At 48.8% G+C, this 26,040-nt stretch carries 27 protein-coding genes and 2 tRNA genes; 12 read left to right on the forward strand and 17 right to left on the reverse strand.

Features of this window, described 5'->3' with window-relative positions; genetic code table 11:
* Positions 1 to 2: 2 nt before the first annotated feature.
* The 3 genes from WG929_RS01955 to WG929_RS01965 all read right to left on the reverse strand — a co-directional run bounded on the left by WG929_RS01955 (position 3) and on the right by WG929_RS01965 (position 1,836).
* Positions 3 to 587 carry an imm11 family protein gene (locus tag WG929_RS01955; protein WP_416204670.1) on the reverse strand — a complete coding sequence of 195 codons (585 nt, stop codon included), beginning with the start codon at positions 585 to 587 and terminating at the stop codon, positions 3 to 5.
* Positions 584 to 1,162, reverse strand: coding sequence for an AHH domain-containing protein (locus tag WG929_RS01960; protein ID WP_416204671.1), 579 nt, complete (start codon positions 1,160 to 1,162; stop codon positions 584 to 586). Before WG929_RS01960 ends, WG929_RS01955 begins: the two co-directional genes overlap by 4 nt.
* A 119-nt stretch (positions 1,163 to 1,281) precedes the next feature.
* Positions 1,282 to 1,836 (reverse strand): recombinase family protein, encoded by a 555-nt coding sequence (locus tag WG929_RS01965; RefSeq protein ID WP_416204672.1) that lies wholly within the window; start codon positions 1,834 to 1,836, stop codon positions 1,282 to 1,284.
* Positions 1,837 to 2,079: 243 nt separating this feature from the next.
* Here WG929_RS01965 and WG929_RS01970 point away from each other — a divergent pair, with 243 nt between their 5' ends.
* Entirely contained in the window at positions 2,080 to 2,355 is a 276-nt protein-coding gene (locus tag WG929_RS01970) for a hypothetical protein (RefSeq protein WP_416204673.1), read from the forward strand.
* On the opposite strand, the gene WG929_RS01975 is transcribed toward WG929_RS01970, so the two are convergent.
* The 9 genes from WG929_RS01975 to WG929_RS02015 all read right to left on the reverse strand — a co-directional run bounded on the left by WG929_RS01975 (position 2,345) and on the right by WG929_RS02015 (position 12,076).
* Complete coding sequence (locus tag WG929_RS01975; RefSeq protein WP_416204674.1) at positions 2,345 to 3,067, reverse strand: hypothetical protein; 723 nt, start codon at positions 3,065 to 3,067, stop codon at positions 2,345 to 2,347. The genes WG929_RS01970 and WG929_RS01975 overlap by 11 nt on opposite strands.
* Before the next feature lie 188 nt (positions 3,068 to 3,255).
* Positions 3,256 to 3,768 (reverse strand): antirestriction protein ArdA, encoded by a 513-nt coding sequence (locus WG929_RS01980; RefSeq protein ID WP_416204675.1) that lies wholly within the window; start codon positions 3,766 to 3,768, stop codon positions 3,256 to 3,258.
* A gap of 404 nt (positions 3,769 to 4,172) precedes the next feature.
* Positions 4,173 to 5,111: a hypothetical protein gene (locus WG929_RS01985; RefSeq protein WP_416204676.1), complete on the reverse strand. Its 939-nt coding sequence runs from the start codon at positions 5,109 to 5,111 to the stop codon at positions 4,173 to 4,175.
* A complete protein-coding gene (locus WG929_RS01990) occupies positions 5,102 to 5,761 on the reverse strand; it encodes a TauD/TfdA family dioxygenase (RefSeq protein WP_416204677.1) in 660 nt (219 codons plus the stop codon). Before WG929_RS01990 ends, WG929_RS01985 begins: the two co-directional genes overlap by 10 nt.
* Before the next feature lie 103 nt (positions 5,762 to 5,864).
* Positions 5,865 to 6,995: a UvrD-helicase domain-containing protein gene (locus tag WG929_RS01995; RefSeq protein WP_416204807.1), complete on the reverse strand. Its 1,131-nt coding sequence runs from the start codon at positions 6,993 to 6,995 to the stop codon at positions 5,865 to 5,867.
* Entirely contained in the window at positions 6,985 to 8,631 is a 1,647-nt protein-coding gene (locus WG929_RS02000) for an ATP-dependent nuclease (protein WP_416204678.1), read from the reverse strand. Before WG929_RS02000 ends, WG929_RS01995 begins: the two co-directional genes overlap by 11 nt.
* Positions 8,632 to 9,324: 693 nt before the next feature.
* Positions 9,325 to 10,227, reverse strand: a complete 903-nt coding sequence (locus WG929_RS02005) for a Fe(II)-2OG oxygenase family protein (protein ID WP_416204679.1) — start codon at positions 10,225 to 10,227, stop codon at positions 9,325 to 9,327.
* 182 nt (positions 10,228 to 10,409) lie between these two features.
* Positions 10,410 to 11,708, reverse strand: a complete 1,299-nt coding sequence (locus WG929_RS02010; RefSeq protein WP_416204680.1) for a relaxase/mobilization nuclease domain-containing protein — start codon at positions 11,706 to 11,708, stop codon at positions 10,410 to 10,412.
* Positions 11,705 to 12,076 carry a plasmid mobilization protein gene (locus tag WG929_RS02015; RefSeq protein WP_416204681.1) on the reverse strand — a complete coding sequence of 124 codons (372 nt, stop codon included), beginning with the start codon at positions 12,074 to 12,076 and terminating at the stop codon, positions 11,705 to 11,707. Before WG929_RS02015 ends, WG929_RS02010 begins: the two co-directional genes overlap by 4 nt.
* A gap of 167 nt (positions 12,077 to 12,243) precedes the next feature.
* On the opposite strand from WG929_RS02015, the gene WG929_RS02020 reads away from it, so the two are divergent.
* Together WG929_RS02020 and WG929_RS02025 are read left to right on the forward strand one after the other, a co-directional pair.
* Positions 12,244 to 12,495 (forward strand): hypothetical protein, encoded by a 252-nt coding sequence (locus WG929_RS02020; protein WP_416204682.1) that lies wholly within the window; start codon positions 12,244 to 12,246, stop codon positions 12,493 to 12,495.
* A gap of 30 nt (positions 12,496 to 12,525) precedes the next feature.
* On the forward strand, positions 12,526 to 14,109 hold the full coding sequence (locus tag WG929_RS02025) for a recombinase family protein (protein ID WP_416204683.1): 1,584 nt from the start codon (positions 12,526 to 12,528) through the stop codon (positions 14,107 to 14,109).
* On the opposite strand, the gene WG929_RS02030 is transcribed toward WG929_RS02025, so the two are convergent.
* Positions 14,072 to 14,157, reverse strand: a tRNA-Leu gene (locus tag WG929_RS02030). The genes WG929_RS02025 and WG929_RS02030 overlap by 38 nt on opposite strands.
* Positions 14,158 to 14,192: 35 nt before the next feature.
* Positions 14,193 to 14,279 (reverse strand) — tRNA-Leu (locus WG929_RS02035).
* Between the two features lie 174 nt (positions 14,280 to 14,453).
* On the opposite strand from WG929_RS02035, the gene queA reads away from it, so the two are divergent.
* The 6 genes from queA (at position 14,454) to WG929_RS02065 (ending at position 21,033) form a co-directional block, all read left to right on the forward strand.
* A complete protein-coding gene (gene queA, locus WG929_RS02040; RefSeq protein WP_416204684.1) occupies positions 14,454 to 15,524 on the forward strand; it encodes a tRNA preQ1(34) S-adenosylmethionine ribosyltransferase-isomerase QueA in 1,071 nt (356 codons plus the stop codon).
* A gap of 29 nt (positions 15,525 to 15,553) precedes the next feature.
* Positions 15,554 to 16,702: a tRNA guanosine(34) transglycosylase Tgt gene (gene tgt, locus WG929_RS02045; protein ID WP_435873309.1), complete on the forward strand. Its 1,149-nt coding sequence runs from the start codon at positions 15,554 to 15,556 to the stop codon at positions 16,700 to 16,702.
* 184 nt (positions 16,703 to 16,886) lie between these two features.
* Complete coding sequence (yajC, locus tag WG929_RS02050; protein WP_369858046.1) at positions 16,887 to 17,222, forward strand: preprotein translocase subunit YajC; 336 nt, start codon at positions 16,887 to 16,889, stop codon at positions 17,220 to 17,222.
* Between the two features lie 73 nt (positions 17,223 to 17,295).
* On the forward strand, positions 17,296 to 19,155 hold the full coding sequence (secD, locus tag WG929_RS02055; protein ID WP_416204686.1) for a protein translocase subunit SecD: 1,860 nt from the start codon (positions 17,296 to 17,298) through the stop codon (positions 19,153 to 19,155).
* Positions 19,155 to 20,069 (forward strand): protein translocase subunit SecF, encoded by a 915-nt coding sequence (secF, locus tag WG929_RS02060; protein ID WP_416204687.1) that lies wholly within the window; start codon positions 19,155 to 19,157, stop codon positions 20,067 to 20,069. The genes secD and secF overlap by 1 nt, the downstream gene beginning before the upstream one ends.
* A 130-nt stretch (positions 20,070 to 20,199) precedes the next feature.
* Positions 20,200 to 21,033, forward strand: a complete 834-nt coding sequence (locus tag WG929_RS02065) for a 23S rRNA (adenine(2030)-N(6))-methyltransferase RlmJ (protein WP_416204688.1) — start codon at positions 20,200 to 20,202, stop codon at positions 21,031 to 21,033.
* A gap of 17 nt (positions 21,034 to 21,050) precedes the next feature.
* On the opposite strand, the gene nhaR is transcribed toward WG929_RS02065, so the two are convergent.
* The gene (nhaR, locus tag WG929_RS02070) at positions 21,051 to 21,959 is read right to left on the reverse strand and encodes a transcriptional activator NhaR (RefSeq protein ID WP_416204689.1); all 909 of its coding nucleotides are present in this window, start codon (positions 21,957 to 21,959) and stop codon (positions 21,051 to 21,053) included.
* 120 nt (positions 21,960 to 22,079) lie between these two features.
* Between nhaR and WG929_RS02075 the strand changes: the two genes are divergently transcribed.
* Positions 22,080 to 22,793 carry a Bax inhibitor-1/YccA family protein gene (locus tag WG929_RS02075; protein ID WP_416204690.1) on the forward strand — a complete coding sequence of 238 codons (714 nt, stop codon included), beginning with the start codon at positions 22,080 to 22,082 and terminating at the stop codon, positions 22,791 to 22,793.
* Between the two features lie 337 nt (positions 22,794 to 23,130).
* Positions 23,131 to 24,621 (forward strand): polyphosphate:AMP phosphotransferase, encoded by a 1,491-nt coding sequence (gene pap, locus WG929_RS02080; RefSeq protein ID WP_416204691.1) that lies wholly within the window; start codon positions 23,131 to 23,133, stop codon positions 24,619 to 24,621.
* Between the two features lie 120 nt (positions 24,622 to 24,741).
* On the opposite strand, the gene WG929_RS02085 is transcribed toward pap, so the two are convergent.
* Together WG929_RS02085 and WG929_RS02090 are read right to left on the reverse strand one after the other, a co-directional pair.
* Entirely contained in the window at positions 24,742 to 24,894 is a 153-nt protein-coding gene (locus tag WG929_RS02085) for a cell developmental protein SirA (RefSeq protein WP_369857538.1), read from the reverse strand.
* Between the two features lie 43 nt (positions 24,895 to 24,937).
* Positions 24,938 to 25,507, reverse strand: coding sequence for a hypothetical protein (locus WG929_RS02090; protein WP_416204692.1), 570 nt, complete (start codon positions 25,505 to 25,507; stop codon positions 24,938 to 24,940).
* Positions 25,508 to 25,769: 262 nt separating this feature from the next.
* Here WG929_RS02090 and WG929_RS02095 point away from each other — a divergent pair, with 262 nt between their 5' ends.
* Positions 25,770 to 26,024, forward strand: a complete 255-nt coding sequence (locus WG929_RS02095) for a YkgJ family cysteine cluster protein (protein WP_416204693.1) — start codon at positions 25,770 to 25,772, stop codon at positions 26,022 to 26,024.
* Positions 26,025 to 26,040: the final 16 nt, after the last annotated feature.

Raw genomic sequence — 26,040 nt, forward strand, 5'->3', positions numbered from 1 at the left:
AATCATTGCTCCGTTGTGTAGAGTTCACCAATAGGATTAGAGATGTCTGGATTAAACGTTATTCCGCTCAGATGTGCTTTTTCACAGACCTTTTTTACTTCTTCACTGCAAAAAATACCTTTGTATGTATCAAGCTGAGCTTTGAAGATGGCAATGCCTTTTAATTTTTTTTCATGGAAACTGAAATATTCCAAATTGCCATTGTGATCATGGGTCGTTAGCTCTGTATCGAGAGCGTCCAACTGCTCTACGGTCAACAAAGGGTTAAAGATAAATCCTCGTTCACCTTCGCTATATGTGACAGGTAAAAATTCACCACACTCTGCCAATACGTCTTTTAGCACGGCATGAGCTTTGGTGGACAAAAACAATCTTCCGAAATTCTCTGATATGTCGGGGATGGCTTTGGTTTTGCTGCCAGTGCAGGGGCTAAAATCAATATGAAGCGCTTTCCACACATCCGTATAGGATTTGGGTTCGGCATTAAACGCAAAAACACCATGCTGCTCGCCAAGTTTGGTCATTGCCTCCAGAGGTGGCACCGAGTACATCAGATAGGCTTCATTGTGGTGAATACGATATATCATGGTAATTGATCTGCCCTTAACATCACAAAGCTCGGGAAAGTACAGGTTTCGAGCTTAAACCGTATTTCCCTGAGTGCCAACGCCAGTGATTTATCATCTTTAATACGCGATTGGTCAATAAGTGTACTGAGCCACTGGTAATAACCTTTCCTGTGGATGCGGCTGTGAGGAACAGCATTACTCAGGTGACGGGGCATTTGAGGCTTAGCTGCGGTGTTGTGGGGCAGCCAAGCGCCATTTGCGGGGAAATCGATCCGCATTTTTGCCCATGCCATGATGCCCCGCATCGGTATTGCGCGCGGATCTTTGCCTGCAATAATTGCATGGCAATCACAATGCTGGCTTGGACGAGGATCACCATTAGCGGTCATATGGCGAGCGAGCCGACTGGAATCATGCGCCTCATTGATCAGCTGTTCAAACGTCATGCCTTTTCCCTGAGCCTCATACGTGACTAAGCCTTGCTGTACCTGAGAGAGATTCTTGAGGTGATTAAAATCTAACAAGGTCGGGTTTTCTTTGCCTGCAAACCGGGTAATGGCGTGGTTGACGACATTGTCATAGGGTAAAGACATACAATGATCCTTATTGAGTTATCCAGGGGGCAGAGGGATTTGAGCCTATTGTAACGGAAAGAAGAGGCGCGATTCTGCGGTCATCAGCGCCATTCGCGCACCGTAAGCGCCGAGATTTATTACGCCAATGCCCTAATCAGGGTATGGCGCGAGCAACCATAGGATCGAGCGAGGCCTGCAATGGTCGTACTGGGTTCATGCTCCAGCAGGTAGCGAGCATAAGTGACATCTTTATCACTCAGCTTGCGGGGGCGGCCTAGCGTCTTGCCCCGTTTACGGGCGGCTTCCAGCCCTTGTTTCGTGCGTTCGCGCAGTGTGTCACGCTCGAACTCTGCCAGAGCAGCCAGCAATGTATAAACAAAACGGCCTGCGGGCGTTGACGTGTCCATGTGCAAGGTCACGATATACAGGTGAATTTCTCGCTGGCTGAGAGTTTTTGCCACCGTAATCGCATCCAATGACGAACGAAAAGCGCGGTCTAAATCCCAGACCACCAGAGTATCACCGGACTTCAAATCAGCCAGCAGGCGCTCAAAGACTGGGCGAGACTTCGCGCTGGCAGAGACGCCTTGTTCTATCCGCAGCTCATCACACTCGCTGTCCAGCCCATCAATCTGACGGTCAGGGCATTGCTCTCCTGTGGATACCCGCAGATAACCAATCTTGCGTCCCATATTGCCTCCTTACAGCGAGTTATGTGCCTAAGATGCATAGCATCTGCATGGACAAAAACGAACGTTTTTGATCCATAGGCTCATTTTGCACACTCCTGTATGCAAGTGATTGATTATAGGCAGGCAGATGACCCACAGATGGTCTAAAGTGATTAATATGGAAATAGTATCAATAACGTTCGTTTTCATACAGAAAAGCTATCAGTGACGATAACAATGCTATTGCTTGCGGGAATAGTAAATATGGCGCAGGCAGAGGATTTTACGAATAAAGACTTTCTGATGCTGCAAGAAGCGCATCAGAAATTCTGGATACAAGGAGCGGTAGATGCTCTGTCGCAAGTTGCAGCAGCCAAAGCCAATGAGACTGGCAGGTGTGTTATGGAGTGGTACTATGGCCCGAAGCATGCCGCACGCAATGGCCTCATCCTCGCCAGTATGGAGAAGTACCCTGATGCCCATCCACGAGCTATAGTACTAGCTCTGATTGAAAGGGCTTGTGGTGTTATCAGAAAGTAAATGTCAGGTTTGGAGCAACCTGAGGAGCTTCACGGTTTAGGTCGCTATCGTAGGATACTGTAGCTAAATCAAGAGAGTCATTTATTTTCAATGCTTCTTTTTCCATCGCCTGAATTTCATCAAGAGATAGCGGGCTACTCTTACCCGCCGTCATTTCCTCGCGGATTTCAACAAGGCGGTTGGAATGGCCGTTGATACGGTCAAATTCTTTTTGGGCGGTCGTCAGTGCATCCTGCCTGTGGGTCTGATCTTCCCTTGAAGGATCGTCACCGCGCCAGTCAATCTGCGCCGCTTCGTCTGCCGAGAGCTTGTCTCCGTCTTCGGTGTACACTTCGCCATGCTTGTCTTTAAACACCCGCTGACCATCATCGGTCAAAGCGGCTTTGTCTAATAGGTCTTGGTACTGACTCTGCGCTTCATGCAAAGTATCACTGGCCTGTATCAGGGCATGATATACGGCTTCTTCTGCTTGGTTGACCGCATTCATCGCGTTAGTCCAGGCTTCGCGGTAGACTGGATTCATCATCAACTGCTCAAAGGCAGATTGTTTACGTTTTTTGTCTTCGGTAGCGTCCTGACGAGCCTGATCAAAGCCAAAACGTTTTATGCGTCCGGTATCGCGTCCGGCCATTTCATTATTGAAATCATCTAAATTTTGCGTACGCCGTTGTTCATCAGCGGCTTTGTTAATGGCGTCAAATTCGCTGGTCATTGCGTAACCTCCCAGACGGGAAGTCCTTGCAAATCTACCGCTTTGCTTACGGGATTTTTATCACAGATAAAACTCCCGTAATGTTTATGTTTCCTGCGCATATCACGCCCCATAGCCCTACCATCCTGATTAAATCTATAGTTGTATTCTATAGCGCCAGTATTAAGAAACCGTAAATAGGAACCGCCTTAGCGGTTCCAGAATACATGCACCTCGTCATAAGCGGTTGTGACGGTGTAAACGTCATTGATTTCTAAGTCTCGTCCCATTTTCTCGTAGTCGATGTAATAAGCCAGATTTTCTGGAATGCTTGTACTTTCCTCGGTCAACGCCTGCGCGAAGTCGGGAAGGCTGGTGAAGCAGCCGTGATAATCATCGGACAAGGCCTGCTGTGCTTGGTCTATATCACTGCACCAATGAGATAATACGGCTTTGCCTAACTCACCGTGCTCTTCGAGAAATACGGCGATAGCATGAACATGCTCAAGGCTTTCATACTCACCTAAACCAAGCCCACCAAAACCGTCATAATCATGGATTGCCCATTCTTCACTGAACGGCTCAGGTGAGGCGGCTAACATCGCTTGAATAGCTTCTTGTATGTCGTCCAGCTCTTGGGTGGCATCGATCCACACCCCGTGCAGGATTCCGGCGTTGTAGGCGGCTAAATCGGCAACGTAAATATTGTAATCACTGTTCATGTCTTTGCTCCTTGTAAAAAACACACCCCTTTTGGGGTTGAAAACCCCAGAAAAAATAGGGAGCGGAGCGAGCGTAAAATCGCATGTTTTGACGCAATCCAGACAGGGGGAACCGCCCCATCTGCACAAACGCAGAGCGGAAGATTGGGGGATGTCTTGATGGAGACAAGTTATGTGATATTTTTAGGTCTACCCAAAAGGGGAAGAAATAATCAATGGACGAACACGGATGTGCTCACAGTTAAAGTTATACGGGGCGTTGCGGGGTATCCCCGCTAGAAGGGGTGATGGAAGACACCTCTGGCGGCTGTAATCAGGGGAAGGCTTTCCCCTTTTTATCGCTTATGTCGTCTTTCGGCCAAAAGCGGACATTTAGTTATTATTTCCCCTTAACAGATTACTTATTAAAATGGCTCGTTATTGTCATCTTCGTATTCACTCCAGTCTTCTTCAGGAGCGTAGTATTCAGCAGCATCGTACTCATTCTTATTAATGAATACATCACCCAAGCCAGCTTGGCTTAAATGAGACAACCCAGAAATTTTCAAACCACACGCTATACATTCAAATTTATTTGGTAAATTCTGTTGTTTTTCAATAATGGTGTCATCCTCCAGCGTGGTTGTTGGCGCGTAAATCGGCTCACCTTGAAGAATTGCCAGAGAACCACATGCTGGGCAATCTACTCTATGTCCAACGTGTTTAGTTGCCCAAACTTCAGCTTGTTTTGCAAGCGTCTCTTTATCCGCTTTTTCCTTTTCATCCCAAACTATTTTGTGAGACTTAATTTTTCCAGACACCGCTTTCGCGGCATCATCCAATGCAGCGCTAATAAGTTTAGAAGCCAACTCAGCCGCATCATCACCAATAAGATCAGCCAGTTCCTTTCCCATTGTTTTTAAAAGTACGGAGCATGCTTTGTAAAAATTGGGTAGCCAAGAGGATTGACTTAGCCCCTCATAAGGAGAGTTTCCAGAATGAAGTTCCGCGTTTCGCATTCCTGTATGCGCAAGACAGAAAGCTTCGATTTCACTATTAAATTCTGGATATATGTCTCCTAATCTTGACAGAACATCTGCAACGATAATCGATTTAGGAAGAAACTTTTTTGCGTTTGGCTCAAACCCAAGAGCATGATACAAATTGTGCCAATTTTTCTGATCCGCCAGTAAAACAGGACTTACGTTTGATAAGGCTGACCGAGATAAGAACTCTAATGAAAAACTTGAAAACAGAACAAATTGCCAATCAGTAGGATCATGTTGAAGCATTTGCTCGATATATTTTTGAGCCTTTATCAATAGAGCATCTTTTTCCCAGCTCGTAGGTGTTGTTAGTGACATATTTTATCTTCCAAATAAACGCGTTCAATTATTCGATCTTCATAGCCGTCGGTTATTTTTGACCGACCATGCAGCATTCGCCAATTATCAATTACTAAGGAATCGGCCTTTTGATGTAAATAAACATGTTTTGTATCAGCTTCTTCTATCTTCAATTTGATAGAAAATACTCCATCCTTTCCCGCCGGAGAAGCTGGAATTATGAACGAATTATCCCATCTAAAAAGGCTCGGAGTTCCTGATTGAAACACTCTCATCAACGGGATTTCTCCATTAATTGGTCGTCTGGGCTTAACGAGAGTGCGCTCAAGCCTTCGCTTTCCCAACTCACATACCAGTTCATTTCCATCAAGCAATTTGGTTGAAACAGAGCTACACCCCTTGATGCAACGAAGCAAGATGTACCGGGGAGGCCTAGCCCAGTGCGCAAGATCGGTATGCATCGGAAAATCATTGTAACCGTATTGTCCACTATATGTATTAGGCGTGCTGTCCTTCATTTTTGCGGGAACAAGCTTATGAATATTGGATGCCTGTTCTAGACCTTCACTTTCCTTAAAATGTCGCAGAAATTCTTCCGTGGTAAGATGTTTCATATATTCTCTCAAGAATACATATCCATCCCTTTTTAAAAGACCTTTTAGTGTCATTTTTATTCTCTTTCAAACTAAAGGCCAACAAAAGCCACTCGACCAATAGCGGACATTAAAATAAAACATAGAACCTATGTCTGGATCCAAATGATCTCTACACTTAAAAAGCTGTTCCCTGATAAACTCTAATGCCGTTAAGGGCCTCTATTTTCTTTTTATCAAGCACAAAGCAGACGCTGTATTTAGCTCTTGTCATTGCAACATAAAGACCAGCTCGTGATGTGTCAGCCAGTTTTTTTTCTGAGTTTTCTAACCATTGGATTATTGGATCGGTTGGGTATATTAGCACTCGATCAAACGTAAGCCCCTTTGACTTTCCAAATGTATACACAGGGTAATTTATGTTTACCTTTGTTTTGACTGAATGCCGAAGCTGCACAGGGGTGAATTCATTTAAGTATAATTCGACTTTAGATTTTTCAACTATAAAAACCCCATCGTGACCTGTAACCGCGTTATTGCCAGTTGTCGCTTTTGGTAATGCAGGATAAATACTATTCGAGTAGTCACATATTTGACCGGAGCAACGATGATTCACTGTTAATGAAGTATTATCGGTATCAATTTTAATCGTGTCATCGGAAAAGAAATTTACAATGCTCGCTCTTTTATATTTTGCGTTTTTCTGGGCATTGTTGGTTGAATACGTTGCCTGCCTTGGATCGCCCACAAGTAATATGCTTGTATCGCAATCAAAGAGCAGTTTTAAAAGATCTAAGTCATAACCAGCAAGATCTTGAACTTCGTCAATAAAGATATTGTCGAAGCATTGAGATATTCTATTGATAACTTTCCCGCCAGATTCTTTATTACACCGAACTACAAATTTAGCCAACTTATCTGAGTAAATCTTCCCGCTTTGAGAGAAATAAAACTCACAGGGGTTTTTTGCCTCCCCCCAATAGACTTTTTTACCATCCTCTGTTTCGTACCGTAATCCAGATTTTCCACTCACGAGAATTAAGCCAGTGATGTCTTTATCAGTAACACAGTCTTGATAAGGTCTGACACCGTGCTGAATTAGAAATGAAAACCAAGTTTGAATCGTAATTAGTGTTGGAATGTAGCCGTAACTTTCCTCAATCAGTTTTTCTCTTATTTCCTGCTCACAAGCCTCTGTGAATGTTGTAATAAGCACAGACTCACCAGCATTCGCTTTCTCTAACGCCTTTTCAACTAATTTGGTGGTCTTACCTGATCCAGCGGAAGCAATGATTAGCTCATTGGTCATCACTTATAGCCTCGGTAATATAGTCTGGGTAAATAATATTCTCCGTACTATCGAAGATCTTTAAAGCACATTCAGTCTTGTTTGACTTCATATATTTATGAAGATCATCTATTTCATCATATTCAACGCCAAGTATTTTTTTCGTATTCTTAAAGCCATTTGCTTTAAGAAATTTTGGTTCAAGTGTGTTGTAGTTGAATTTTCTATCGCCAATTTTTAACTCACCAATATCAATATCACTATCGTAATGTATCGTTATATTGGCTTTGGCGTTGTCGCCCAAATAGTCGCTGTATTTCTTCTCCAACGCTTCAATATCACCGTCATTGTCAGTTACTACACAAACCCGTTGAGATAGCTTAACGGCTATTTCAAGGAATCGTAAAAACGATACACCAACAGAGATAACATCAATACGGTCTTCTATTGGTAGCTTGCCGCCATTAGCAGTCATATAGGCTTTTTGTATTACCAACTCGTCCGAATCACCCTCAACTAAGATAGCTTTATCACACAGAATTAACCTCAAAGTGTCGTAGCCCTGTATCTTCTCAAAGAACTTTTTAGTATCTGGTGATAAGCCGTCCATTTTTACAGGCTTTCTATCATTGAGCAGCGTTAAACAGTCCAGCCCCAGTTTGTTTGCAACAAAGCTACTGTGTGTTGTCACAAGTATTTGCTTCTCAGTACAGCTTGCCTTAACTGACTTTATTAGCTCGTTAAGCTTACTATGTGAGAGGTGATTCTCTGGCTCTTCCAGTAGAATAATATTGGCTTCCTGAGCCTTGTTATGAGCCAGGGCGAGGTTTGTTTTTATAATGCTTTGTTCACCTTTTCCTATGTAGTGAAAGGGTATGTCTTCAAGGTAAGTGGTAAGGCTGCTTTCCCAAGCGTGTTTTGATGATAATTCAACAGATATAGAGACAGTTTTTTCACTAACTTTTGAGGCAGTAGTCAGTTTGTCGTTAATAGCTTGTATGGATTTGTTGTCCATAAAATGCTCTTTCATTTCTCGATGTGACCGAGAAATATTGACTATCTCTTCTGGGGTTAAAAGCTCTTTAACAATTCTGCTAATATAAACATCGGAACCATTACTAAATTTTGTGCTTGATGAGTCTATGAATGCTGATTTAAGAGGGATGTTTCTTGCGGTGATAGGATCTCTTGAAAAGCCTTTCCAAACGATACGGTAATATTCGATTGGAAGAGTTTTTAGATCACCAGATTTGATTAGCTCCTCATAAACTGGTTGGTAGGAATCGTCAAATTCAACCTTCAAAAACACTCCACTACAGTCAGCTCCGTCAGTGTTTTTGGTACCCTTTAAAAAAGGTCTTTCTTCTCCTTCAAGGTATAGCTCAATGAGTATGCTTGGTGGTGGAAGAGGGTTGTCTGTTGTTAGGCTATTTAAGTACTCCTCAACAGCCTCGTTGTTAAATAAGTATTGGCTAAGCTCATACTGCAAATATCGCCCATTATAAAGCCCAGTAAGAGCTATGTTTATGGCTTCCAGAATGGTTGATTTTCCAGCCTCATTGTCACCAACAACGATGTTCAAGCCCTTGTTTAGAGATAAGGTGAATCGATCCTTAAATCCCTTGAAGTTTTCAATTACGACTTTATCTATTACCACATCAGTTCCATCATGTGTTGGGATTAATATAATCAGAGCCTTTAATCATTAATGTCCGCTTAGGGTCGAAACGAGCCAAAACCTAACCAGCTATATCAATACAAGATAACCACATAAACCATTACGGGCAAACACAATCATTGATACAGCTTAAGGTTTATCTGAATAACGCAGATATTGCCGTGATCGTCCTCCACTGGCGAAACAGTGGTCGAGGTTAAGCATTCGAAATGCTTACGTCCATCTAATCCGCGTAGGGTTGGTTCAGGTTTCCAAAGGGCTGGAATACGCTCTTTGGTCTCCATGAAATGGTCATAGGGTATCAGGGAATAGTTAAGCGAGGTTTAATGGCGAACCAAAAGAAAAGGCCCGTCAAATAATTGACGGGCCTTTGTATTTAGTTGAGCTCAAGTATAACTCAGTACGGTGAGTTCTTTATGCCTTCTGAGACATGAACGGCATCTGTAGGGAGGCCAAACTTTTCCGCTAACATGGTTGGAGTGACTGATGGGTTGCTTGTAAGCTTAAAGATTCTTTCAAGATCAGTAGAATCCTTAGATTTATCAGTGGCTTGCAATTTTGCTCTTTTGTCAGCAGGACGAAAGGCGTGTGATCGACTATTTGCAGTAGAAGTTGACATGTCCACCTCCATTCTTTCTCAAATCATAATGCTATATGTGGTTGATGTATATGTCAACCTTCCTGCCGGTAAAATAACTCATCTTCGGGAAGCCCTGCTGGTTGGGGGAAGTTGTTCACATATACCCGAAATAATAGCCTCGGCTCGTCAACTGCCTTAAGCGACTTTATTGCCTTTCTGCCGTGTAGGCATCGTCTGTTGTTAAAAACCAGTGTTTCTCCTGGTTTCAGAATGATGTTTTCTCCCAAGTCGATGTTCTCAAGAAGTTTGTAAAGGGTGGTATAAACCTCTGCTCCTTCCAGTGAGCTTGGTAGGCACTTCTCCCACCTCATTAAATCTACACCATTGTTAGAAAAGACAATCGGTTTTGATTTGTATTTCTTGATTGGTTTAACGGAGTCTGGGCTTTGAAATGAGAACCAATTTCTTTTAAGGAAATTGAAAGAGTTTCCCATCTTTTCTTTAATAATATCGATATCTAAAACGAATGTACCAACTTTTTCCGAGTTGCGAATACATGTGAGCGACAAGTAGTCAGGTGCTCTGCATTTGTTGGCATGATTTGTCTCTTCTGAGAATCTTAAATATCCCATATCACTATGATAGGGAAGGTATTTAGCACCTTGGCTGCCAACTTGATCAGTTATCTTGGGGGTAACCTCTCGTAGGTATTCACCACCATTTTCTGTCTTGTAGGCTGTGACATAACCTTTCAGAATATCTCTAATAGCCAAAAGCCTCAATACTGCATTATTTTTGATAGTAAGCTCTCTGTGAGACTGTGAGCTTACTTCTCTGAGGGTTTTTTCATGTAGCGGGTCTTGAGGAAACCGGAAGTAAGATAATTCTCCTTTTAAAAATTCCTGTAGTTCATCCTGATTGTCTCTCGTTAAGGCGTTTGTCATGATTTTCTGTACTATTTTTATATCCTCGTGGGTGTACTCTTCAACATCCATATATTTATCCGCTATTAAATTTTCGGTGATTATATGGGGATATTGTATGTGAGTTGGAAATGGGTTTGTATTCTTACTGAGAGACAAAGTTGCCAATTTATTCTTCTGCTATCGCTATCAGAGTCTATGGCAGGTTCGGTTCTATTGCACTTTAAATGAGATATTTTGCCACTCATTGTGCGTTACAGATCCAAAGATATTATGGGGTGCTGAGATCTATATTTCCTTTTCTGCTCTATCTGCGCAAATACATCCCGCACCGGCTGTTGGCTTTGCTCCGGAACATGAGCGAACAGGGTGTCTTTAAACGCAGCGACCTCCTGTTGTCGTTGCCTGTGCAGGATATCAAGCTTGTTTTGTAAGGCCTGTCGTTCTTGTAGCTGGGCATAGATTAGGTCATCGCGCTGTTGCTGGTCGCGCTTGAGAGCGTCCAGAGTGCTCAGATCGTTTCGTTGTTGCAGTGTCTGATGACGGCCTGTCAATCGTTGCCACAGGCCTTTCAGGCCACGGCTAAGGCGAGCTTGGCGCTGCACCACTTCCTGCTGCCAGCGTTCATCCTGCTTGGCCTTCATTCGGTCACGTTCGCCCTGATGCTGGGCGATCATGTCTTGTCTTTGCTGTTTTAAGGGGACAAGGCGGGGCTGATATTTCTGCTTGATCTGCTCCAGCCCTACGCGGACACTGTTCAACAGGGCTTGTGAATGTCTTGCCTTAACCTCATCCACGGTGGGCAGAGCGGTGCGCTCCCCCAGCCTGGACTGCAAGGTGGGGTTTTTCTGGTTTAACCAGCGTGACAGTGAATACACTCCCCCTTGCCAGTCCACGGCAACATAGCCGCGCCGATCACCTTGTGCCAACGCGTAGCCTTTGCGCTCCAGTGCGGCGGCAAAGTCGGGTTGGTTGTCGGTGGTGGCCCAACATTCCTTTAGGGTGGTTTTGATCTCCTGCGGAGATTGTTTCAGGCGTTTGGCCTGCTGCCATTCGGCCAGCGTAAAATTGAGTGGGTTTCGCTGCTTTCTGTCAATGAGACCATCCGGCATTTGCCAGCCATGCTCCAGATACAGCTCCCGCGACAGGCCGGTCAGCTTGTCTTTATAGAAGGCCATGTTGACGGCTTTCATCTGCTGGCTGTCGATCCTGCTCCAGACCGCGTGGGCGTGACGGCGGCCTTCTTTCTCATGAAACACGATCACGCGGGGATGTCCGCTCAGTTGCAGGCGTTCCTCCGCGCGGGCAATCGCGTCTTCGTACGCAGCGATATCGGCACGCTCATGCGCAGGCGGTGACAAGCTCATTGAGAACAAAAACTGAGAACAGCGTGTGCCTTTGGCGACGGCTTCGGCTTCTTTAAACGCGCCGGGAATATTGTTGGCGATAAATCCGGAGACCTCATGGACTTCAATACGCTCGTTATCATTCGCATTCAGCAGATGAGCGGCTAGCTGGGCAGCGTTGCTGCGCTGTGAGGCTTTTAGGATCATGTCTCTTTCATTCCCAGAGCTTTGAAAATGAGGTTGCGGATCTGGTGAATTTCGGCGCATGCGGCCAATAGCACCAGCTCGGTTTCGCGGGAGGGCATGATTAGCAAACCACTGTTTACCGCTCGGGCGATCTGATTGAGGTTGTTGGCAATGCGTGTGCGGCCCAGTTCGCCAATGATTTGCGACAGGGCCTCATGATCTTTGGCGGGAAACTTGTGCCGTGTACGGCGCGGTGAAATTTGCTCATCCAACACCCGCTCCCGGATGTACTGCGCCAGTGACGTTCCGGCAGCCAAGCGCTCTAGCAGAGCACGTTCTTCTGGTGTAAATCGGATCGACAAGGATTTATCTTTGCGTGGTCGGGTCATGGGGTCTCCTAGGTTGGAGACAGCCTAAACAGAATCGTACTCCGATCCGGGAAATTACACGGTGACATATCAGGAGGGCGAGAAGCACAAGAAGAGCGGTGTTTCCCGCATGGCAGGGGCGTGGATGATACAACCAAGCTCTCACCTGAACCTGAAAGGACCACGCCATGACAGACGATACGCAGTACAGCTTGAATTTTGATCCTGATCTCTACCGTCACCATCTGGAGGGGATGGATATTAGCGAAGAAGAGGCGCAGCAGTTGATGGCAGCGCTTTGGCACATCATGCAAACCTTTGTGGATATTGGCTGGGGTGTCGATGCCGTACAGCAGATCTTTCCCGACCTATTTGAAAATACTTCTACTGAGTTTGAATCCACGCTACAACAGAATAATCAATCAAGATCACAGGACTAGATAGTTCTAAAGACGATGAAAGGCCAACTCATGACACAGTTTCCAACAACAAACTTACCGAATACTCAACGTGGCCAGAAAGCCCTTATATACTGTAGGGTTTCTTCCCTGAAGCAAACTATCGACGGCTCGGGGCTCGATAGTCAGGAGCATCGTTGCCGCCGTTACGCGGAGCAGCACGGCTATGTGGTTGAAAAGGTCTTTACCGACGACGTATCTGGCGGTGGTGATTTCCTGAAGCGTAAAGGCATGGTAGCGCTGCTGGAGTATCTGCGCCGTCGTCGCACCACGGATTACGTGGTGATCTTTGATGATCTCAAACGCTTTGCCCGTGACACGCTGTTCCATTTGCAACTCAGGGCGCAGATGGATCGTTATAACGCTCGGATCGAGTGCCTGAACTTCCGCTTCGAAGATACGCCCGAAGGCAAATTCGTTGAAATCATTCATGCGGCGCAGGGCCAGTTGGAGCGCGAACAGAACGGTCGTCAGGCCGTGCAGAAAATGTGCGCCCGCCTGGAACAGGGCTATTTCGTGTTTCATGCACCGATTGGCTACCGCTATGAGAAGGTCGGGCATCACGGCAAGCTGCTGGTGCTGAACGAACCTTATGCCAGCGTCATTAAAGAGGCCTTGGAAGGCTTTGCCTCTGGGCGTTTTCAGACACAGGCTGAAATGCGTCGCTATCTGGAGGGCTGCGAGTGCATTCCTAAGAATGCCAAAGGCCAGATTGCCAAAAAGCGTACCGCAGATTTGCTGAAGCATCCAGCTTATGCTGGGTATGTCGAACACGAACGCTGGGGTATCAGCTTTCGCAAAGGGCAACACGAACCGCTGATCAGCCTGGAGACCTACCGCAAAAATCAGGAACGCCTGAACGGCAAACCGTTAGTGCCGACCCGCAAAGACCTCAACAAAGAATTTCCGCTGCGTGGCTTTGTCGTGTGCGGTGACTGTGGCCATCCTTATACAGCCAGCTTCACTAAAGGCAAAACCAAGTATCATCCATATTATGTATGTCAGCAGCGCCGCTGCGACAGCTATGGTAAGTCTATACGCCGCGCGGATCTGGAAGGCGCTTTTGAAACCGTACTGAAGCACATGACCCCGTCGAAAGAAGTCTTCGCTTTGGCAATGGCGATGCTCAAGGATCAATGGAATAAGCGCGAGGAAATCCAGAGCACGCAGGAAAAAGAGCACCAGAAAGCACTGGCAGAGATTGAGCAGAAAATAGAAAAAGTCATCGATATGATGATTGATGCAAACAGCGATATCGTGCGTCAGAACCTGACCAAACGGCTGGCACAACTGGAGAAAGAGAAGCTAATTACGGAAGGGCAAATTAATGCCACAGCCCAACCACTGGGCTCACTTGAGAGTATCGCTAGAACTTCGCTGGATTTTCTGGCGAACCCGCGCAAACTCTGGGAATCTGAGCGCCTGGAGGACAAAAGAGCAGTGCTAAAGCTCGCCTTCGCAGAACCTTGGGCCTACCACCGGAATGAGGGTGCTAGAACACCGAATTTCTCTTTGCCTTTCAAGGCTTTAGATGAAATTTCACCACCTCAAAAAGAGATGGTGCCCAGGGGGAGACTCGAACTCCCACGAGCATAGCTCACTGCGACCTGAACACAGCGTGTCTACCAATTCCACCACCTGGGCTTACAGATAAATCCGCCTGACAACTACAAGGATTCTGGTACCAGAGGCCGGACTCGAACCGGCACACCCGCAAAGGCGGGGGATTTTGAATCCCCTGCGTCTACCAATTTCGCCACTCTGGCTTGAATTAGTAGCTGTCAGTGGCCGCGTATACTACAGTCGAAATTTTTCCTGTCAAATATTTTTGAAAGTTATTTCTTAACTTAACGGGACTTGTTGGGTAACCTTGCGGTCATTGTCTGTTGGTACGGCTACTCCGTCTGACTGCCCCTTATTTTCTGCGATCCATAAATATCATGAAAACCAGTGATTTCAGTTTTGAACTTCCGGATGAGCTGATTGCTCGCTATCCGACGCCTCAACGTAGTGGTTCACGCCTCCTCATTCTGGATGGTGTCAGCGGTCAGACTACCGATGCGCGTTTTATGGATTTGTTGGAGCAGGTATCTAGTGGTGACTTGCTGGTCTTTAATAATACGCGTGTGATCCCGGCCCGGCTTTTTGGCGAGAAAAGCTCGGGTGGCAAAGTGGAAATACTGGTCGAGCGTATGCTCGATGGTAATGAAGCCATGGCCCATGTTCGTGCATCGCGTTCCCCAAAACCCGGTCAAACCTTGTCGGTTGCCGGATGTGTTGTGGAAGTGCTGGGCCGGGAAGGCAATCTGTTTCATTTGCGCTTTGTTACCGATGGGACGTTACTGGCGTTGTTGGAGCGAGCGGGCCATATGCCGCTGCCGCCTTATATGGAGCGCGAAGACAGCGATTTTGATCGCCAGCGTTATCAAACGGTGTATGCCGAGAAACCGGGAGCGGTTGCAGCTCCGACGGCGGGGTTGCACTTTGATGAACCCATGCTGGCGGCCTTGCGAAACAAGGGCGTCAATATGGCGTTTGTGACCTTGCATGTTGGTGCGGGAACTTTTCAGCCGGTCAAGGTGGAGAATGTTCTGGAGCACCAGATGCACGCTGAATACATCGAAGTAGATGATACTGTTGTCGCTGCGGTCAAGACTGCTCGTGCGGCTGGCAAGCGGGTGATTGCCGTTGGCACTACGTCGGTGCGCAGTCTTGAAAGTGCCAGTCAGAATGGCGAAATCGCTCCTTTTTACGGCGATAGCCGGATTTTCATTTACCCCGGTTATTCGTTCCGTTCGGTGGATATGATGGTGACCAACTTTCACTTGCCGGAATCCACGCTGATTATGCTGGTTTCGGCGTTTGCCGGGCAGCAGCACACACTGGATGCCTATCGGCACGCGGTAGCTTCCGGTTATCGCTTCTACAGTTATGGTGATGCCATGTTGCTGACGCGTCCGCAAGTGACCGGTCTTTCCGCCGACTTTAATGCCCCACAGGAATCTGAATGACGTCCGAGACCCCAAAGCGCCAATGCGCCATGAGTTTTACCCTGCACACTACTGACGAGACCAGCCATGCGCGTCGCGGTACGGTGTCGTTTCCCCGTGGTGACATCCAGACGCCAGCGTTTATGCCGGTAGGCACCTATGGCTCGGTGAAGGGTTTGAATCCGCAGCAGGTGGAAGCGCTTGGGGCAGAGATTATTCTTGGTAATACCTTTCATTTGATGCTGCGCCCTGGCACTGAGGTGATCAAATTGCACGGGGGGTTACACAATTTTATGGGGTGGGATAAGCCGATCCTGACGGATTCGGGTGGTTTTCAGGTGTTCAGCCTGGGTGAAATGCGCAAAATCACCGAAGAGGGTGTGACCTTTCAGTCCCCTGTCAACGGTGATCGGGTGTTGATGACGCCAGAAAGTTCGATGTCCGTGCAGCGTGATCTGGGCTCTGACATCGTGATGATTTTTGATGAGTGCACACCATACCCGGCCACGGAGCAAGAAGCAGCGGATTCCATGCGTTTGTCATTACGCTGGGCGCAGCGCTCAAAAACGGCGCATGGTGATAATCCGTCCGCGCTGTTCGGTATTATCCAGGGCGGCATGTATGAACCTCTGCGAGATGAGTCCTTGCAAGGTTTGCTTGATATTGAGTTTGATGGTTACGCCATTGGTGGCTTGAGTGTGGGTGAACCGAAACCCGACATGTTGCGAATACTGGCGCATACTGCGCCGCAGATGCCTCGCGACAAACCCCGTTATCTGATGGGGGTGGGCAAACCGGAAGACCTGGTCGAAGGCGTTCGCCGTGGTGTTGATATGTTTGATTGCGTAATGCCAACCCGTAATGCCCGTAACGGTCATCTGTTTACGTCATTCGGCGTGGTGAAGTTGCGAAATGCTGCCAATCGCAGTGATACCGGGCCGGTTGATCCGGAATGCCACTGCTATACCTGTCAGAATTACAGTCGTGCTTACCTCTATCACCTTGATAAATGCAGGGAAATTCTCGGTGCAACGCTGAACAGTATCCACAATCTGCATTACTACCAGACACTGATGGCCGGTTTGCGCCGCTCCCTCGAAGAAGGTACATTTGCGGCCTTTGTTGATAACTTTTACGCCAAACGCGGCGGCACAACACCACCGCTGGAAAATAATACTGACGATCAGACTTGTGCTTAGTGGGTTTTAACTCCATAGCGCAAGCTGGCTGACTGGACTGATATCGGCGGGTATCTTCATGCGCAAACTCAGAGTTGCTTTGGTAACCTGAATTTGTACACCGTAAAAATTATGTCGCTTTACCCTGTTAGGGTGCGTCTGTTGTTTTTGGAGAATGTATTTCATGAAAGCTTTGTTTGCTGTGATGGCGTTGACCTTTTCCGGGTTTGCCATGGCTGAAGGTACTGATGCGCCGATGGGCGTTACTGGCCAGCTGGTGTTTTTGGGTGGTTTTCTGCTGATTTTTTACTTCTTGCTGTGGCGTCCGCAGAGCAAGCGTCAGAAAGAGCACAAAAATTTGATTACCAACCTGTCGAAGGGTGATGAAGTAGTGATGGCTGGCGGCATGCTGGGCAAAGTGACCAAGGTCACTGAAGACTTTGTGGTTATGGAAGTGGCTAACGGTATTGAACTGCCAGTGCAAAAAGTAGCCGTGACCATGGTGCTGCCAAAAGGCACAATCAAAGACGTTCTGGGCTGATCCTTCCTGATGATGCCAGTGCCCGCCCTGCGGTCGCTGGCATATCCGAATCGAGTTTTCATAAGGGCAGATTATGCTCAACAAGTACCCTCTCTGGAAAAACCTGCTGATACTGGTGGTATTGGCGCTTGCGGTTGTGTATGCCGCACCTAACCTGTATCCGCCCGATCCGGCGGTGCAGGTCACGCCTACCCGTGCTGGTGCCGAAATGTCCGCCAGCGTGATGTCACGAGTGCGTACCATTCTGGCCGATAACAATGTCGACTTGCTGGCTGATGAAGTGAACGGCAGCAGTGCGTTGTTCCGGCTTGGCAGTTCTTCCCAGCAGCTGGGTGCCAAGGATCTGGTACAACGCGAGTTGGGTGATGACTATATCGTAGCGCTTAACCTTGCTCCGACAACACCTGACTGGTTGTTGTCGATGGGTGCTGGCCCCATGACACTGGGGCTGGATCTCAGTGGCGGCGTGCATTTCCTGATGGAGGTGGATATGGAAGATTACCTCGCCAGTCGCGTAAAAAATTACCGTGAAGAACTACGTACGCGTCTACGGGAAGAGGGGATCAAGTATCGCCGGGTGCTGATTGACGGCAATCAGGTGGTCTTGCAGTTTGTCGATGCGAAAGTCCGGGATGAGGCAAGCAGCTTTCTGGCTCGCGAGTATTCTGAATTTTTGCGCAAGGAAACCAGAATTTCCGATCAGTACGGTCTGGAACTGACCATTACTGAACAAAAAATCAAGGAAATGGAAGATTATGCCCTCAAGCAAAACCTGACCACCTTGCGTAACCGGGTGAACGAATTGGGTGTTGCCGAGCCATTGGTGCAGCGTCAAGGCAGTAACCGTATTGTGGTGGAATTGCCCGGTGTCCAGGACACGGCAGAAGCGAAAAAGATTCTTGGCAAGGCCGCCAATCTGGAATTCCGCCTTGAAGCTGATCCGGGGGCCAATCGTTTTACGACTGAGGAATACCCATTCCGCAGTGATGAATTCCGTACCGCTCGGCTGGAAAAGACCATTATTACGACCGGCGACAGCGTGACCAATGCACAGCCTTCCTTTGATGAAAACGGCTTTCCTCAAGTCAATATCGACCTCGACTCCAAAGGGGGGGCGGTGATGACCCAGGTTACCCGCAAGTCGATCAAGCGTCGTATGGCTGTGCTGTTTGTCGAGCGCAAGCCGAAAACCACGTATGAAGTCGTCGACGGTGTGGAAACACCAAAAACCATTCAGGTGGTGGAAAAATCGATTATTTCCCTCGCCACGATCCAGAGCACTCTGGGTTCCAGTTTCCGTATTACCGGTCTGGAGTCTGCTGAGGCGTCCGAGCTGGCCTTGTTGCTGCGCGCAGGGGCATTGGCGGCACCCATGTACTTTGTTGAAGAGCGCACGGTTGGCCCGAGCCTGGGTAAAGAAAATATCGAAATGGGTATTAACTCAGTGATCCTGGGGCTGGGGCTGGTACTGGTGTTGATGCTGGTTTACTACCGGACATTTGGCTTGATCGCCAATGTTGCCTTGCTGGCCAATATCGTCTTGCTGATTGCCATGATGAGTATCGTCGGGGCAACACTGACCTTGCCCGGGATTGCCGGTATCGTGCTGACTGTTGGTATGGCGGTGGACGCCAACGTACTGATTTTTTCCCGTATCCGTGAAGAGATGCGTGCCGGGCGTTCACCGCAGCAGGCAATTCACGAAGGCTACAACCGGGCGTTTGTTACTATCCTTGATGCCAACCTGACCACCCTGATTGTGGCGGTGATTCTGTTTGCGGCAGGCACCGGGCCAGTGAAAGGGTTTGCGGTGACTCTGTCGTTCGGCATTATCACCTCCATGTTTACCGCCATTATGCTGACCCGTGCACTGACCAATGCACTTTATGGTGGCCGTCGTCTCGAATCCCTGTCTATCGGAGGTAAGGTCTGATGAATAATACCTTCGACTTTATGCGCTTGCGTCTGGGTGCCATGTGGTTATCTGGCCTGTTGTTGCTGGTGTCGATTGGCTCACTGGCGGTGCAGGGGCTGAATCTGGGACTGGATTTTACTGGCGGCACGCTGCTGGAGGTTCAATACGCCACACCTCAACCACTGGATGATATTTCTGCAGCGCTGGAAAATGCTGGCTACAAGGATGTGACGGTGCAGAACTTTGGTTCTGAAACCGACATTCTGGTACGGATGTCGGAAGCCTTCCGCGATAATCTCGGCAATGAGGTACTGATGGTGCTGCAAGCTGCGGCTGAAGACAATCCGTTGACGCTGATGCGCAGTGAGTTTGTTGGTGCCAACGTTGGTGAAGAATTGCGCGACCAGGGCGGTTTGGCGTTGCTGCTGGCGCTGGCGGTGGTAATGATTTATGTCGCGGCCCGTTTCCAGTTCAAATTTTCAGTTGGAGCCGTGGTTGCACTGTTCCACGATGTGGTGATTATTCTCGGGCTGTTCTCACTGTTCCAGTGGGAATTCGACCTGACGGTGCTGGCTGCTGTGCTGGCGGTGATCGGTTACTCGCTGAACGACACCATTGTGGTGGCGGATCGGATTCGGGAAAACTTTCGTATTTTGCGCCGTAGTGATCCCATTGGCATTATGAATGAATCGCTGAACCAGACGCTGGATCGTACGCTGATGACTTCGATAACTACGGCGCTGGTGCTGTTGGCTTTGTTGGTGGTGGGCGGTGAGCTGATCCACAACTTTGCCTTGGCATTGATGGTCGGGGTGGTTGTTGGTACCTATTCGTCGATTTATGTGGCGGCGAATATTCTGTTGTTGATGAACCTCAGTCGTGAGGATCTGATTCCACCAGAAACCGAAGAAGAGGTCGACGATCGCCCTTGACTGGCCGTTGTTTGATCTGACATGCCGCTGTTTCCTGTTCGGAAGCAGCGGCATTATTGTTTATGGCTCCGGTGCCTTTTCTCCGCTCATGGGGATTCGCTGGTGTTATCGTTAATAGACCGGAGTGCTTATGCTCAGTTATCGCCATTCTTTCCATGCGGGCAATTTTGCCGATGTACTCAAACATCTGATTCAGGTGGAGGTACTGGAGTATCTGCAGCGCAAGGACAAGCCCTTTGTTTATATCGATACCCATGCGGGTGCTGGTATCTACTTGCTGGAATCGGCTGAATCTTCAAAAAATAACGAATATCTCACCGGTATTGGTCGATTATCGGCGGCCGATTGGCCGGAGTTGAAGGTCTATCTTCATGCTGTTGAACAGTGCCAGAAGGGTGCTGGAGAGCCGGTGTATCCGGGTTCTCCCTGGTTAGGGCAATTTTATTTGCGTGAGCAGGATCGGGCTTTTTTGTATGAACTGCATCCTCAGGATCTGGCCATACTGGAGCAGATGACGCACCGAGATCGCCGAGTGCAGGTCAGAGGCGAAGACGGTTTTGCTGGCTTGATTGCGCTGCTGCCGACGACCATCAAGCGCGGCCTGGTAGTGATGGATCCGCCGTATGAAATCAAAACCGATTATCAGACCGCCGTCACCACACTGATTGCAGCACATCGACGGATGGCGACAGCGACTTATGCGCTCTGGTATCCGGTGGTTGAACGCCGTCGTATCGACCAGATGGAACGGCAATTCCGCTTGTCTGGGCTACGTAATATCCAGCTGTTTGAACTGGGTGTCACGGCGGACACCGATGCTCGTGGCATGACGGCATCGGGGATGATTCTGATTAATCCGCCTTATACCCTGAAGGCACGTATGGAAGCCGTGTTACCCCGTCTGGCTCAGGCTCTGGGTAATGGCTCTGCGAACTGGCGGGCTGAAGTGCTGGTGGCCGAGTAGCCGGTCTGCTCCGGGCATCAGTTGATCTCGCCGAGCGGTGTTTGACGGGTGATGGCTGCTACTGCTTGGTGACTGATGCGTCGCTCTGCCGAGATGGCATAAAATTCCTGCATCAATTCATGCACCGTCCCCACGCACTGCACCTGGTATTTTGCGCAAATCTCCTCGCGGATGACGTCGGGGGCAAAAAAATAGCCATGTCCCTGGCTGCCAAAGGCCTTTAGCAGGGCTGAGTCGTCAAACTCACCGGCGATTCTTACCGCAATGCCGGTACGGTTAAACCAGCTCAGCAGGTCGGTTCGTAATCCGGATGCCGTGTCGGTTGGTAGCAGTACCGGGGCTTCATTCAGAACATCGGGAAATTGCAGGTTGCCCTGTTGCTGTTGTATTAATCCGGAGGATGCAAAGCAGGCCAGCCGGCTGCGTCCCAGTAGGTGGTTAAAGCAGCGAATATTCATCCCTGGTGGAATCGGGCTGTCTGCCAGTACCAGATCGAGCCGGTGGACAGCGAGCTCTCCCAGCAACGCTGACATTTGCTCTTCGTGGCAAACGATTCGCATGGTGCCTGGCAGCGACATTGCCGGACTCAGTAGACGATGGGCTATCGATTTGGGCAGGGCGTCGACGATACCGACCCGAAATTCAGTGGGCCTTTCGGTAATGCCCAGGTTCATCACTTCCTGTAATTCATCACCGAGCTGAAAAATTTGCCGACTGTAGTCCAGTGCTACCCGACCGGCATCGGTCAGCTCCAGGCCACGTCCTGACTTGGCGAACAGAGCGATACCCAGATCCTCTTCCAACATTTTTAACTGGCCACTGATGGTTTGTGGCGTGACGTTGAGTCGTATTGCCGCCAGCTGGATGCTGCCTTCAATCGCAACGCTATGAAAGTACTGTAGATGTTTGTAATTAATACGGTGCATGGATCGAAAAAACCGAGCAATGAATATAAGATAATTCGAATATTATTTTTTATTGCGGCTCCGTACAATGCTTTTCACAATGCACAACTGCTCTAAATAGTATTCATCAGGAGAAACTGTATGAGTCGTCCAGATTATCTCAATTCCAAACCATCGCAAGCCGACGTGACGTCGTTGCCGATGGGATCAGCTCAGGATCAAACGGTCTCTGTGGACGGCCGTAAGGTTCTGCGCAATACCTATATGCTGCTATCCATGACGCTGTTATTCAGCGCAGCGGTGGCCGGTACGTCAATGTCCATGGGCTGGCCACATCCCGGTTTTATTCTGACATTGGTCGGTTATTTTGGTTTGCTGTTCCTGGTGCACAAAACCAAGGAAAGCGCGCTGGGGATTTTGTCGGTTTTCGCCCTGACCGGTTTTATGGGTTATACCCTGGGGCCGATCCTGTCGATGTACGCCAGTCTTCCTGGTGGCGCCAGCATCATTATGAGTGCTCTGGGTACAACCGGTCTGATTTTCTTCGGTATGTCTGGCTGGGTGCTGTCGACCGGTAAGGATCTGTCTGGTTGGGGCAAGACGCTGATGGTCGGCATCATTATGGCGTTTGTATTATCGATTGGTGCGGTCATTTTTGAGTTGCCAGCCTTGTCGTTAGCAGTATCCGGTATGTTTGTCATTCTGATGAGCGGCCTGATTGCTTACGAAACCAGTAATATTCTTCATGGTGGCGAAACTAACTACATCATGGCGACCGTGTCGCTGTATGTATCGCTTTACAACCTGTTTATCAGCCTGCTGCAAATCTTTGGCGTGCTGGGTTCTGACGAATAGGGTTACGAATCTTCTGTGCTCAGGAAGATTGCCCCGGTTGGATTTGGCCCAACCGGGGCTTTTTTGTGTCTTTTTGCCCTTGCCTTTGCCCTGTTTGGGGTTCAGTTCTATTCCCTGTTTGAGCCACCTTTCTTTCCAGTCTCCTGCTTAATTGAATCTCTGTTTCCAGCGTGTGGCTGGTTTGGCAAAACACAAGCAACCTGTATTGGTATAACGGTAGCGGGCATCTGATCCTGGTGATTGACGTCATGGTTGGCCACTTGACGGTAATGGCTGTGCTCGCATTCATCATGGGCTGGCTCTATGCTCAACAGGTAAACAAAAGGATGGAGAGCGTATGTTTGAGGTTGCTGAACTGGGGCAGTCGTTGTCTCGTGAGGAATTTGATCAACAGGTTCCGTCGCTACGTACCCGGTTACTGGAGATGCAGCAGACGCTCTTAGATGCATCCTTTCCGGTTATTGTACTGGTGTCTGGCAGTGATGGTGCGGGTAAGGCCGTGCTGGTCAATCGCCTGAACGAATGGTTTGACCCTCGTTACCTGCGCACGCTGGCGTTTGACGACAAAACCCAGGATGAGCGTGAGCGTCCGGATTATTGGCGCTTCTGGCAAGCCTTGCCACAGAAAGGCCATATCGGTCTGTACATCGGCTCCTGGTACAGTGATCCGATTGCCAAGCGGGTTGCAAAGACGCTGAATGACATTGAGCTGGACGGCTACCTTGCCCATATTCGTATTTTTGAACGCATGTTGGTAGAAGATGGCGCACTGGTGATCAAGCTTTGGCTGCATCTCTCCAAAGCACAACAGCAGTTGCGGTTGCAGCAGCTTGAAGCGGATCCGGCAACCGCCTGGCGGGTGACGGAAAAAGACAAGCGTCATCTGGCGCTGTACGACAGTTTCCGCTCAATTGCTGAACATACTTTGCGCCAGACCAGTACCGCAGAAGCGCCTTGGGTGGTGATTGAAAGTGCCGATCCGCACTATCGTGACATCACGGTTGCCGAACATTTGCTTGAGCGTATACAGCACCACCAGGCGTTACATACCTGTTCAGATACCCCGCTGGAAGATGAAAATGCTGAAGCTGTAGCGCTGATTCATCGTCAGAAAACCCTGTTGGGCAATCTGGATCTGACTTTGGCACTCGACAAGACAAGTTATCAGCAGCAGCTGGAACACTGGCAAGGACAGCTGTCGCTGCTGGCACGTCGCGCCTACCAGCAACGGGTTTCCATGGTGATCGTTCTGGAAGGGTGGGATGCCGGAGGGAAGGGCGGCCTGATTCGGCGCATCGTCCCCGCGCTGGATGCGCGTAACTATCAGATTATTCCAATTGCGGTGCCAACCGATGAAGAAGCCGCACATCATTACCTGTGGCGGTTTTGGCGCCATATTCCCCGCGATGGGCGGGTGACCATCTACGATCGTAGTTGGTACGGGCGGGTGTTGGTAGAGCGGGTGGAGGGGTTTGCCAGCCGCGCACAATGGTTACGGGCTTACAGTGAAATCAATGATTTTGAATCACAGCTGGTTGCGCACGGTACGGTGGTGGTGAAGTTCTGGCTGCATATCGACAAGGATGAGCAGCTCAAGCGTTTTAAAGAAAGAGAAAAAATCAGCTACAAGCGCCACAAGATTACCGATGATGACTACCGTAATCGCGAGCGCTGGGCCGATTATGAGCAAGCCGTCAATGATATGGTCGAGCGTACCAGTACTGAGGTGGCTCCCTGGCATCTGATTGAAGCCAACAATAAACGCTTCGCCAGAATCAAGGCGCTGAAGACGCTTTGCCAGCAGCTGGAGCAGCAGCTAGGAGGTTAAGTTCCGCCGCGAAGAGGATTTCGGGGCGGCTAGGGCATGCTCAATTATTGGAGTGGCCCTGCCGGGTGCTCTCAGAGCAAGCCCACACAACAGGCTGCGCTCTATCATTGAGAACGCCCGCTAGCGATTATCTTCTTCAATGATTTCCAGCAAGCGGCGCGCAATAGCCTCAAACAGCTGGGCCTGCTCATTATTGGTGGCAGCAGTCAGGCTGTACATCAGGCTCTCGATTTCGGAACGAGACATATAGCGGACAGTGACAGGGTTGGTCATAAAATTCCCAAGGTAACAGCGTTCAAATGAAAGCACTCACAAGTTAAAAGCGATAGCTGATCAGGGCGCTGGTGAGCCAGACATTCGGGCGTTGCCCGGCAGCGCCGCTCCGGCGGTTTTGATTACGATAATCCTGATCGTCCCGGAAGGTGCCCGCAATATCGAGGGTGACAGCACCGAGTTGGTAACCGGTACCAATCTGCCAGCCCCAGCCATTAAACACACCAACCTGGCGGCCGCTGCTGCCTTGCAGAACGATTTTTTCGCGGTGCCAAGCCGGGCCGGTGTAAAGCCGGAAACCGGGCTGAGACAATCCCCAGCCCCACATTAATTGGGTTTCAAAACCGGTGACGTCCTTGCCGTCCTGATGTATGCGGTACATCAGGAAGCGAGATGCCGCGTGATTCGTTTGTGGAAACTCCGCAAACAGAGAAACGCCGGTGTCGTCGGAGCTGGGAAAGTAATCTGCTCCGGGATCGATATCCAGGGTGGTGGCCGCAATACCAAGCCGGAAATTGGTAAAGTCATCCTTGCTGGTGTCTGCCGCAAAGGCCAGTTGACTGGAAGCAAGTAGCGCTAGCGTACAGACCGGGCGAAAAACGATGGCCTTCATGGCATGACGTCCTGGATACATGGATAGTGCCGGGAAGGCTAAACCACGGGGCGCTGGATGGCAAGAGTGTGCGAATATTGTGCTGGATATTAATACAGTATTTTTCAGAGATCAGTAATAATACAACACTCGGTCAGGAAAGCCTCGATGGCGGCTCCTCTGTCTGAATCTGAGCGCTATACTGTCAGGCTCGGCTGCAGTACGGTCGGTTACATTGAACCGGCTTTGGTTACTTATTTATACCTGTTTGAGGAGGTTGCCAGTGGAATGCCGTCTTGGTTGTGGAGCCTGTTGTATCGCACCGTCGATCAGCTCGCCGATTCCGGGTATGCCTAATGGCAAGTTGGCAGGAGAACGCTGCGCCCAACTGTCGGCGGATAATCACTGTTGTATCTTTGGCTCACCAGAGCGGCCAGCGGTATGTGACCGCTTCAAGGCTGAAGCCGATTTTTGTGGTGATAGCCGTGAGCAGGCACTGCTTATTCTTAATGGACTGGAGCAGCTTACCGCTCAGTGAATGGGGGTGTGTGATC

The sequence above is a fragment of the Oceanobacter antarcticus genome (assembly GCF_044962685.1).
GTDB lineage: Bacteria > Pseudomonadota > Gammaproteobacteria > Pseudomonadales > Oceanobacteraceae > Oceanobacter > Oceanobacter antarcticus.